Source organism: Flavobacterium arundinis, from assembly GCF_038289855.1.
GTDB lineage: Bacteria > Bacteroidota > Bacteroidia > Flavobacteriales > Flavobacteriaceae > Flavobacterium > Flavobacterium arundinis.
Genome location: NZ_JBBYHR010000018.1, coordinates 1 through 9,595, shown reverse-complemented (window position 1 = coordinate 9,595; position 9,595 = coordinate 1). Strand labels below are relative to the sequence as shown.

Here is a 9,595-nt window from a genome sequence, read left to right as displayed (position 1 = left end):
CACCATGAGTGGATAATTCTCCGCGCTCAATCTCCTGAACGATTTGTAATTTAAGAGACAGGCTGTAATCTCGCTGGGTTCGCTTTACATAATTTCTTTCTTCTGACATAATGAAGTTTTTTTTGTATCGCTATTTCAGGACGAGACATAGTCAACAAATAAAAGAGCCTGCAAGTAAACGCTTGCAGGCTCTATATTTTTTATCGCAGAGAGGAAGGGATTCGAACCCTCGATACCCTTGTGGAGTATACACACTTTCCAGGCGTGCGCCTTCGACCACTCGGCCACCTCTCTAAGTTTATTGCGGGGCAAAAATAGAATATTAAAACCGTATTAAAAAATTATTACGACAATTCTCCGCGCAGGGATGATTCGAACAGCGTTTTGAATTGGCCGGCAGGGATATCCTGGCCTAAAAGGTACATCATCTTGGTTATCGCTGCCTCTGTGGTAATATCGGCACCTGAGATCACGCCTATTTCCTTGAGCATGGTACTGGTTTCATAATGACCCATATTCACGCTTCCGCCCGAACACTGGGTCACATTAACGATCTGTACGCCATTTTGTATCGCATTTTGCAATATGGATATGAAGTAGATATCGGTTGGTGCATTGCCAGATCCGTAGGTTTCGAGCACTACTCCTTTCAGTCCTGGGGTGTTCAGTATCGAAGACAGTACACGCTCATTGATACCGGGGAACATCTTGATGATGACTACATTGTCTTCAAAGTTTTTGCGCACCTGCAATCCCTTGCCCGGTTCGTGGGGCCATAACAGTTCTTTGGTCACTTTCAAATGTACGCCGGATTCGGCAAGTGCCGGATAATTGGGGGACGTGAAGGCCTTAAAATGCTCCGCGCTTATTTTGGTGGTACGGTTGCCCCTGTATAATTTGGATTCAAAATACAGGCACACTTCGCGTATCACGGGATGATTCTTTGTTTGCAGCGAAGCTATCTGTATGGCCGTAATAAGGTTCTCTTTGGCATCAGTGCGCAGGTCCCCGATAGGCAGTTGGGAGCCGGTGAATACTACGGGCTTAGCTACATTTTCGAGCATAAAACTCAAAGCGGATGCCGAATAGCTCATGGTATCCGATCCGTGCAATATCACAAAACCATCAAAATTATCGTAGTTGTCTTCTATCAGTGTAGCCAGATTTGCCCATTTATCCGTATTCATGTTGGAAGAGTCGATAGGCTTTTCGAATGAAACAGTTTCTATATTACAATCCAGCTGCTTCAGTTCGGGGATACGGTCTAATATTTTTTTGAAATCGAATACTTTTAGGGCCCCGGTTTCAAAATCCTTTACCATACCAATTGTCCCTCCGGTATATATCAGTAAAATAGAGGGCTTAGACATTCTGGTACTTCATTTTGTTTACCACCGGGTTAGCGTACATCGCCAGAAAGCCTTCGCGAACGATCTTGTTCTCAATATCAATGCGCATTTCCAGCCGCCTTTCAAACAGCTGCTTCTCCTTATCGGTATAATGCGCCGCGAACTGATTCGTGTTATGTAACAGGTCGTAAGCAATATAGTTAGTAGGCCACAGCTTGTAGGAAGCAAGTATAGAGTCGTCTATTACCTGCGCCAGGGCCTGTATCTGCTTGTTTTGGTTGTCATGCTCTTCCTTTATCCTGTCCAGCTCACTGTCCAGTATTTCGCCAACCTGAATATGTATCCGCTTCTTCTGCCCCATAATCCCACTGATTAGCGTCATGAAATCTTCATTTTTTTCTTTAATGTAAATCTCATCATTAGCTTCGGCCATAAGCCTTGGCATTTTCAGCATATCGGTTGGGTCATATTCGTAAGAAATAGAAACCGGTACGATCTTCATCTTTTTGAAATAATCCATCAGGTTGTCTTCGTCCGATGCCATAGCGAGCATTTTCAATACACCCTGCTGGGTGGTATCATTACCATCCTTGGTCCGTCCTTCACGCTGTGCGATCCATACCGAGCGGTTTTCACGGGTAAGCAGCTGATAAATGTATTCCGACATCAGCTTGGAACTCTGCAGCAACTCGCGCGGCGAAAGGCTCCTTTGCACTAAAAAATTCCGGTTAAGCTTTGACAGCGTATGAAGGAATGCTTTCTGCACAAGGTTGTCGCCAATAGCCGATGCTGTCATGATAAGTTTATGGTCGTAAAGGCTTACGTTGATGAGCGATGTATCGAGGATAATGTCCCTATGATTGGATATATAAAGGTAAGGCGTGTGCTTGCCAAGTTTTTCAAAGCCGGAAGTTGTAAGGCCTTCGGAACTCTTTTTCAGCACCATCTGGATGGCCTGGTAGATGAAGTTAATCTGGAAATCCCTCTTGGAATGCGTTTTTTTCAGCTGCTCTGTCCAAACCGCCTCTTCCACATCGGGAAAAGTGAAGCTCATAAGCGCCTTCATCATAGGGTGGTGTACTACACTCCGTATAGCCTCATTAACCTCACTGTCATAATAAGGCCGTATATGATCAAATTTCGACATGTACTTCTTAAGGGTTAAAACAATTCACAAATGAACAAAAAATTATTGAATTTAAACCGAAATTCTTTGTTAAATACCATATATGGCTTTCGAATTTTCGGTAGTGGCTACCGCAATTTCATCTAACGAAACGCCATAAATACCCGCTAGTTTTTCGGCTACTAATTTTGTGTAGGCACTCTCATTGCGCTTGCCGCGAAAAGGCACCGGCGCAAGATACGGCGAATCGGTTTCCAGCACAATATGTTTCAGGTCAATATCTTTCAAAAACTGGTCAATCTTTCCATTTTTGAAAGTGGCTACTCCCCCTATCCCGAGTTTCATATTGTAGCCAATTGCTTTTTGCGCCTGGTCAAAATCGCCTGTAAAACAATGGAATATCCCGAACAGATCGTCTCCTTTTTCCGATTCCAATACTTCGAACACTTCATCAAAAGCATCCCGGCAATGGATGTTTATGGGGAGCTTATATTTTTTTGCCAGTTGGATTTGGTGCTTAAAAGCATACTGCTGCTCTGCAAGGCGGGTCTTATCCCAAAAAAGGTCGATGCCTATCTCGCCCACCGCATAGAATTTATGGTTTGCCAATTGCTCCTCTACATGAGCCAGTTCTTCCATGTAATTTTCTTTAACGTATGTGGGATGCAGGCCCATCATCAGGAATACATTCTCAGGATATTGTTTTTCCAGATCATACATTTGTTGGGTGTAGCCGGAATCTATAGACGGTACAAACAATCGCTGTACACCCGCCTCGATCGCGCGCTGTATCATGGCATCGCGGTCTTCGGCAAATTCCTCGCTGTATAAATGGGTATGGGTATCGGTAAGTATCATTGTAATGTTTGTTCAGTCGCAAAATTACGAACAATTTTCTGCCACAAATTACACGAATTTCACCAATTTTCATTTTATACTGAAATTATAGCCTGATAATAGCCATCTGCCAGCATTTATGAAAATTCGTGTAATACGTGGCTTAAACTTTTATTATTTTTGGCTTATGGATAATTTATACAGCACGCTCAAGGGAAAAGGATACAAAAAGATAAAATTTAAAATTTCCAAAACACAGCATTTGCTTATTAAAGGAAAAATAAACGGCGTGGAAGGCAACTTTATACTCGACACCGGTGCCTCGAACAGCTGCGTTGATTTTGAAGGCATTGGCCATTTCCAACTTTCAGCATCCGACTCCGATACCAGGGCAGCCGGAGCAGGCGGCATCGGTATGCTTACACAAACCTCCGTTAAAAACACCCTGAAACTGGGCCGCTGGTCTACCAAAAAGTTTGGGCTGGTGATCTTCGATATGTCACACGTCAATGAAGCGCTGCGCCAGTATAAGGCAAAGCCCGTACATGGCATTATCGGGGCAGATGTCCTGATGAAAGGTAAGGCTATCATTGACTACCATAATCATTGTTTTTATTTGAAAAAATAACAGCCTGTTTGCAAGTTATAGTCACCAGTATTTACCCAATTAAAAAACCAATTATTACAGTGAAAAAATTATTCTTGTTTATCTGCCTTTCGGTTTCTGTTTTATTTTTTACTGCCTGTTCGAATAATGACGATTCGCCATCAGGCAACAGGGTTTCGTTTAAAATAAACGGGGTACAAAAAACCTTCAGGGGTGTTGCTGCAATTGGAGAATCTGATAATGGAGGAGCAACTATCCTGTACCATATTAAAGCCGCTACCGATGCCAATTCTGCCGAGATCATTAGTTTTTACGTTCCGGCAGGCACTACAGGCGCCAACATGGCTTATAGCTTTGATTATGTAACAGATAATACTCTCTTCACGAATAATGGCGTTTCTTCGAATGTCACGGTCAACAGCAATAAAAAAATGAAAGGCAGTTTTTCAGGATCTGTAGTAAATGATGCCGGACAGGTAAAGACCATTACTGACGGTACCTTTGATATTGATCTATAGGAAGAAAAAACATTTTATTTCATTTTGCCAACGCAACCTTTTAATTATTTAAGCATCTGATATATAGTCTGTCGCATAGCGGCATCCCTATATAGAAAAAGCCCACTCAGTGATGAGCGGGCTTTTTTGCTTTATTGCTAATACTTATTAAAGTTCCAATGCTTTTTTAGGATTGTTGTCCATCAATAGCTCAGCAGGGTTTTCAAGGCCTTCTTTTACCGCTACAAGGAAACCAACCGACTCACGCCCGTCGATGATCCTGTGGTCATAAGATAGTGCTACATACATCATTGGGTGGATCTCCACTTTACCATTTACGGCAATCGGGCGCTCGATGATGTTGTGCATACCAAGTATACCGGATTGCGGAGGGTTGATGATCGGCGTAGAAAGCATGCTCCCGAATACACCGCCATTGGTAATGGTGAAGGTACCACCAGTCATATCGTCAACAGTGATCTGTCCGTCACGTGCACGAAGCGCAAGGCGTTTGATCTCTGCCTCAATACCACGGAAAGAAAGCGTCTCCGCGTTTCTTACCACCGGTACCATTAGGCCTTTCGGACCTGATACCGCTATCGATACGTCTACGAAGTCATATGCTATTTTATAGTCACCGTCCATCATCGAATTCACATCCGGGAACAGCTGTAATGCCCTTACCACCGCTTTGGTGAAAAATGACATATAACCAAGGCTCACACCGCCGTGTTTTGCTTTAAAGGCATCTTTATACTCGTTCCTCAGGTTGTTTATAGGCGTCATGTTCACCTCGTTGAACGTGGTAAGCATTGCCGTTTCGTTCTTAGCCGAAACCAAACGCTCTGCAACTTTCCTGCGAAGCATGGAAAGTTTGGTTTTCTCAGAGCCGCGGTTGCCGCCTGTCGGTGTACCCATAGACGGTACATGGTTTACTGCATCGTCTTTTGTGATCCTTCCGCCTTTTCCGGTTCCGGAAACGCTTGAAGCATCTACATTTTTTTCGTCTAATATTTTGCGTGCTGCCGGAGATGGCGTGCCCGATGCGTAGCTTTTCGGCCCCCCATCCCCCGAAGGGGGAGTTTGAGCAACTGGCGTGGCAACAGGTGCTTCAGCTTTTGGTTCTTCTTTTTTTACTTCTGCTTTCTTTTCTTCTTCTTTAGGCGCATCCTGTTTCGGAGCATCTCCCCCTTTGGGGGTCGGGGGGCTTGCATCGGTATCAATAAGGCATACTACCTGACCTACTTTTACAGCATCGCCTTCTTCTGCTTTTAATGTAATGATACCCGCAGCTTCGGCAGGAAGCTCAAGGGTTGCTTTATCTGAATCCACTTCGGCAATAGCCTGGTCTTTTTCTACATAATCACCATCCTTTACCAGCCATGTTGCGATTTCAACTTCTGTGATCGATTCTCCCGGTGAAGGGACTTTCATTTCTAAAATCATATCAGTATGCTTTATTGTGTTCCTATATTATTGAAAATCAAAAATACGATTAATTAAATAAATCCTTATTAAAAACCATCGCAATGGCAGCGGCATGGCGTTTTTTAGAACGGGTATAGCTTCCTGCGGCAGGTGCGCTGTACGCTTTAAGGGATGCTACCCTTAACTTCACCTCGTTAAAGTTCATCAACATATAGCTGTAAGCCCCCATGTTCCTCGGCTCTTCCTGTGCCCATACATAGTCGTCGGCATTAGGATATTTGGCAATGATCGCCCTGATCTGCTCTACAGGCAGCGGGAACAATTGCTCTATCCTTACCACGGCAACATCATCGCGTTTCAGGTTTTCCCTTTCGGCAATAAGGTCGTAGTAGAATTTACCGGTACACAGCACAAGCGTTTTCACTTTAGCTGCATCTGCTGCCGGGTCGTCAAGCACTTCCTGGAATGAGCCTTCTGCAAACTCATCCACAGTAGAAACTACCAATGGGTGGCGTAAAAGGCTTTTCGGGGTGAACACGATAAGCGGTTTGCGGAAAGTCGTTTTCATCTGCCTCCTCAAAAGGTGGAAGAAGTTGGCCGGTGTTGTACAGTCGGCTACATACATATTGTGGTTGGCACAAAGCTGAAGGAAACGCTCCATACGGGCAGACGAGTGCTCTGCTCCCTGGCCTTCATAACCGTGCGGCAATAGCATCACGATACCGTTCTGATTGTTCCATTTATCTTCGGCTGCCGAAATATACTGGTCGATCATGATCTGGGCGCCATTGGAGAAATCCCCAAACTGTGCTTCCCAGATAGTTAGCGTTTTAGGGCTTGCAAGGGCATAGCCATAATCAAAGCCTAATACACCGTATTCAGACAACAATGAGTTATAAATATGGAATTTGCCATTTTGGCCTTTCAGCGTGTTAAGCAGCACTACCTCTTCTTCAGAGTCTTCTACCTTAACAACGGCGTGGCGGTGCGAGAAGGTTCCCCTTTCCACATCCTGGCCGGACATGCGCACATCGTAGCCTTCCGTCATTAACGAGCCGTAAGCAAGCAATTCGGCCATAGCCCAATCCAGCTTATTGGTTTCAAAATACATCGCTTTCCTGTCATTGATCAGCTTTTGTATCTTGCTTATGAATTTTTTATCCGCAGGCAATTCAGTTATTACCTTCGCAATATCCGTCAGTATCTCTTTAGAGAAAGCGGTATTCACTTTTTGCAGCATCTGCGCTTCGTCAGCCTGTGCATAGCCTTCCCACTCATTCTGCATGAACGGGGTAATTATCGTCAGGTCTTTTTTGCGTGAAGCCTCAAGGTTCTGCTCGAGAACTGCTTTATATTCTTTTTCAAGTGTGCCTACAAAATCATTTGCTATCACGCCTTCACTAATAAGCTTTTCGGCATAGATATCGCGCGGATTTTGGTGCTTGGCAATGATCTTGTATAGTTTCGGCTGGGTAAAACGCGGCTCATCGCCTTCGTTGTGGCCGTATTTCCTGTAACCTAAAAGGTCGATGAACACGTCGCTGCCAAATTTCATCCTGTAATCCAGGGCGAACAGCATAGCATGAACCACGGCTTCTGCATCATCGGCATTCACATGAAGCACCGGCGAAAGCGTTACTTTAGCCACATCGGTACAATACGTTGACGAACGTGCATCAAGGTAGTTGGTTGTAAACCCTACCTGGTTGTTCACCACCATATGGATGGTACCGCCTGTTTTATAACCGTCAAGCTTCGCCATCTGGATAATTTCATATACGATCCCCTGCCCTGCTACTGCAGCATCGCCATGAAGTGCAATAGGAAGCACTTTCGAGAAATCGTCCTGGTAATACCTGTCCTGTTTGGCACGTGCAATACCTTCAATCACCGCTCCTACCGTTTCAAGATGCGAAGGATTCGGTGCCAGGTTGATATTGATCTGCTTGCCTGTTTTTGTAACTTTATTGGATGTAAGCCCAAGGTGGTATTTAACGTCGCCATCAAAAAGGGCATCGTCATCGTAGTCTTTACCGTCAAACTCGCTGAATATATCAGAAGTCGATTTGCCGAACACGTTCGCCAGAACATTAAGGCGGCCCCTATGGGACATACCCATAACGAACTGCTCCACGCCTTTCTCTGCAGCAGCCTCGATAAGCGCATCAAGCGCCGGGATAAGCGATTCGCCGCCCTCAAGGGAAAAGCGTTTCTGGCCTACATATTTTGTATGAAGGAAGTTCTCGAAAGAAACCGCTTCATTCAGTTTTGAAAGGATGTTCTTCTTTTGGTCAGCCGAAAAATTAGGCTGGTTGTCATTTACAGTAAGCCTGTTCTGAATCCATTTCCTGGTTTCAGGATCACGGATGTACATGTACTCGATACCAATGTGGTTGCAATACACCTTGCGCAAATGGTCTACTATCTGCCTTAGCGTGGCCTGTTGCAATCCGGCCTCTTTGCCTGCGTCAAATACCGTATCAAGGTCGGCATCGGATAAGCCAAAAGTTTCCAGAGAAAGGTTGGGGGAAAATATCCTCCTGTCCCTTACCGGGTTGGTTTTGGTGAAAAGGTGCCCACGCGTGCGGTAGCCTTCGATAAGGTTGAGTACCTTAAACTCTTTCTGTAGTTTTTCCGGTATGCCCGAATAGTCCGAAACCGGCTGTGCTACAGGCTGTGCCTGCTGTACATCCAGCACTTCATAACCATTGCCTGACATTCCGAAATCGAATCCCTGAAAGAAGCTTCTCCAGCTTGGTTCTACACTGTCGGGATTCTCTATATATTGATCGTATAAATCTGCGAAAAATGCAGTGTGTGCTGCGTTTAAGAATGAAAACCTATCCATACTAATGTCTTTATACCTTAGTTTTTAAAAAAATCAATGCAAAAGTACGATAATTGTAATAATCTTATCACGTTTTTTCTATATTTATCAATACTATTTATACCTTAAGCCGCTATGAAAAATTACATTAACATTTTATTGGGAAAACCAACCCTACTTATTGCATTTTGCATTTTTGCTGTGGCTTCGAATGCACAAGACGATGAAGATTTCTGGAGCAGGGTGCGCTTTGGCGGTAACGTAGGCGTTGGATTTGGCAGTGGCTATACCGACATACTGATTGCCCCAGGCGCGATATACCAGTTTAACGATTATCTAGCCCTGGGCGCGGGCCTTCAGGGAGCTTATGTGTACCAAAGGGATTATTATTCTTCAAAAATGTATGGAGGTTCTGTGATCGGGATATTGAACCCGTTACCCCAAATCCAGTTGTCCGCAGAATTAGAGCAATTGCGCGTTAACCTTGACTATGATGGTAAATATTTCGAAACGCTTAATGATGCCCCTAGTAGTCCGCGGCATCGGGATTTCTGGAATACCGCATTATTCTTTGGGGCAGGGCTCCGTATGGATAATGTGACTATAGGCATGCGGTATAATGTGCTGTATAAAGAAAGAGATTTAGTATACAGTAATGCGTTCATGCCTTTTGTGAGGGTTTATTTTTAAAATTTGATAGAACACAAAAAGAAACGCGGATGACGCTGATCTTGGCGGATTGGCGCGGATTTTTTTCAAAATCACTATTTGAAGTTTGAATAACACACCTACAAGGTCTTAGAGACATAGGTGTTCGGAAGACAAAAGTTCATTGAAATATTTTCATATATTAGATTTATAAACTTGATTATGCCAAAGAAAATAAGCGTAAGTTCTTTGTTGAAACTAATAGACAAAGATGTT

General features: G+C 44.1%; 8 protein-coding genes and 1 tRNA gene. 3 read left to right on the top strand and 6 right to left on the bottom strand.

Going from position 1 to position 9,595, the window contains the following annotated elements:
- Positions 1-206: 206 nt before the first annotated feature.
- The 4 genes from AAEO56_RS19240 to AAEO56_RS19225 form a co-directional block, all read right to left on the bottom strand.
- Positions 207-294 (bottom strand) — tRNA-Ser (locus AAEO56_RS19240).
- A 50-nt stretch (positions 295-344) separates the two neighbouring features.
- Positions 345-1,370: an asparaginase gene (locus tag AAEO56_RS19235; protein WP_341698711.1), complete on the bottom strand. Its 1,026-nt coding sequence runs from the start codon at positions 1,368-1,370 to the stop codon at positions 345-347.
- Positions 1,363-2,496, bottom strand: coding sequence for a 1-acyl-sn-glycerol-3-phosphate acyltransferase (locus AAEO56_RS19230; protein WP_341698710.1), 1,134 nt, complete (start codon positions 2,494-2,496; stop codon positions 1,363-1,365). The genes AAEO56_RS19235 and AAEO56_RS19230 overlap by 8 nt, the downstream gene beginning before the upstream one ends.
- 69 nt (positions 2,497-2,565) lie before the next feature.
- The gene (locus tag AAEO56_RS19225) at positions 2,566-3,333 is read right to left on the bottom strand and encodes a TatD family hydrolase (RefSeq protein WP_341698709.1); all 768 of its coding nucleotides are present in this window, start codon (positions 3,331-3,333) and stop codon (positions 2,566-2,568) included.
- A gap of 166 nt (positions 3,334-3,499) precedes the next feature.
- Here AAEO56_RS19225 and AAEO56_RS19220 point away from each other — a divergent pair, with 166 nt between their 5' ends.
- Both AAEO56_RS19220 and AAEO56_RS19215 read left to right on the top strand, forming a co-directional pair.
- Positions 3,500-3,940 (top strand): retropepsin-like aspartic protease, encoded by a 441-nt coding sequence (locus AAEO56_RS19220; protein ID WP_341698708.1) that lies wholly within the window; start codon positions 3,500-3,502, stop codon positions 3,938-3,940.
- Positions 3,941-3,999: 59 nt separating this feature from the next.
- Positions 4,000-4,437 carry a hypothetical protein gene (locus AAEO56_RS19215; protein WP_341698707.1) on the top strand — a complete coding sequence of 146 codons (438 nt, stop codon included), beginning with the start codon at positions 4,000-4,002 and terminating at the stop codon, positions 4,435-4,437.
- A 147-nt stretch (positions 4,438-4,584) separates the two neighbouring features.
- Here the strand turns inward: AAEO56_RS19215 and odhB are convergent, their stop codons facing one another.
- Together odhB and AAEO56_RS19205 are read right to left on the bottom strand one after the other, a co-directional pair.
- Positions 4,585-5,862, bottom strand: a complete 1,278-nt coding sequence (gene odhB, locus AAEO56_RS19210; protein ID WP_341698706.1) for a 2-oxoglutarate dehydrogenase complex dihydrolipoyllysine-residue succinyltransferase — start codon at positions 5,860-5,862, stop codon at positions 4,585-4,587.
- A gap of 49 nt (positions 5,863-5,911) precedes the next feature.
- Complete coding sequence (locus AAEO56_RS19205; protein WP_341698705.1) at positions 5,912-8,692, bottom strand: 2-oxoglutarate dehydrogenase E1 component; 2,781 nt, start codon at positions 8,690-8,692, stop codon at positions 5,912-5,914.
- Positions 8,693-8,806: 114 nt separating this feature from the next.
- Between AAEO56_RS19205 and AAEO56_RS19200 the strand changes: the two genes are divergently transcribed.
- Entirely contained in the window at positions 8,807-9,361 is a 555-nt protein-coding gene (locus tag AAEO56_RS19200) for a hypothetical protein (protein ID WP_341698704.1), read from the top strand.
- The last annotated feature ends 234 nt before the right edge of the window (positions 9,362-9,595 follow it).

Coding starts and splice junctions, on each gene's coding strand:
- AAEO56_RS19235 (WP_341698711.1), bottom strand. CDS start 1,370: ATGTCTAAGCCCTCTATTTTACTGATATATACCGGAGGGACAATTGGT.
- AAEO56_RS19230 (WP_341698710.1), bottom strand. CDS start 2,496: ATGTCGAAATTTGATCATATACGGCCTTATTATGACAGTGAGGTTAAT.
- AAEO56_RS19225 (WP_341698709.1), bottom strand. CDS start 3,333: ATGATACTTACCGATACCCATACCCATTTATACAGCGAGGAATTTGCC.
- AAEO56_RS19220 (WP_341698708.1), top strand. CDS start 3,500: ATGGATAATTTATACAGCACGCTCAAGGGAAAAGGATACAAAAAGATA.
- odhB (WP_341698706.1), bottom strand. CDS start 5,862: ATGATTTTAGAAATGAAAGTCCCTTCACCGGGAGAATCGATCACAGAA.
- AAEO56_RS19205 (WP_341698705.1), bottom strand. CDS start 8,692: ATGGATAGGTTTTCATTCTTAAACGCAGCACACACTGCATTTTTCGCA.
- AAEO56_RS19200 (WP_341698704.1), top strand. CDS start 8,807: ATGAAAAATTACATTAACATTTTATTGGGAAAACCAACCCTACTTATT.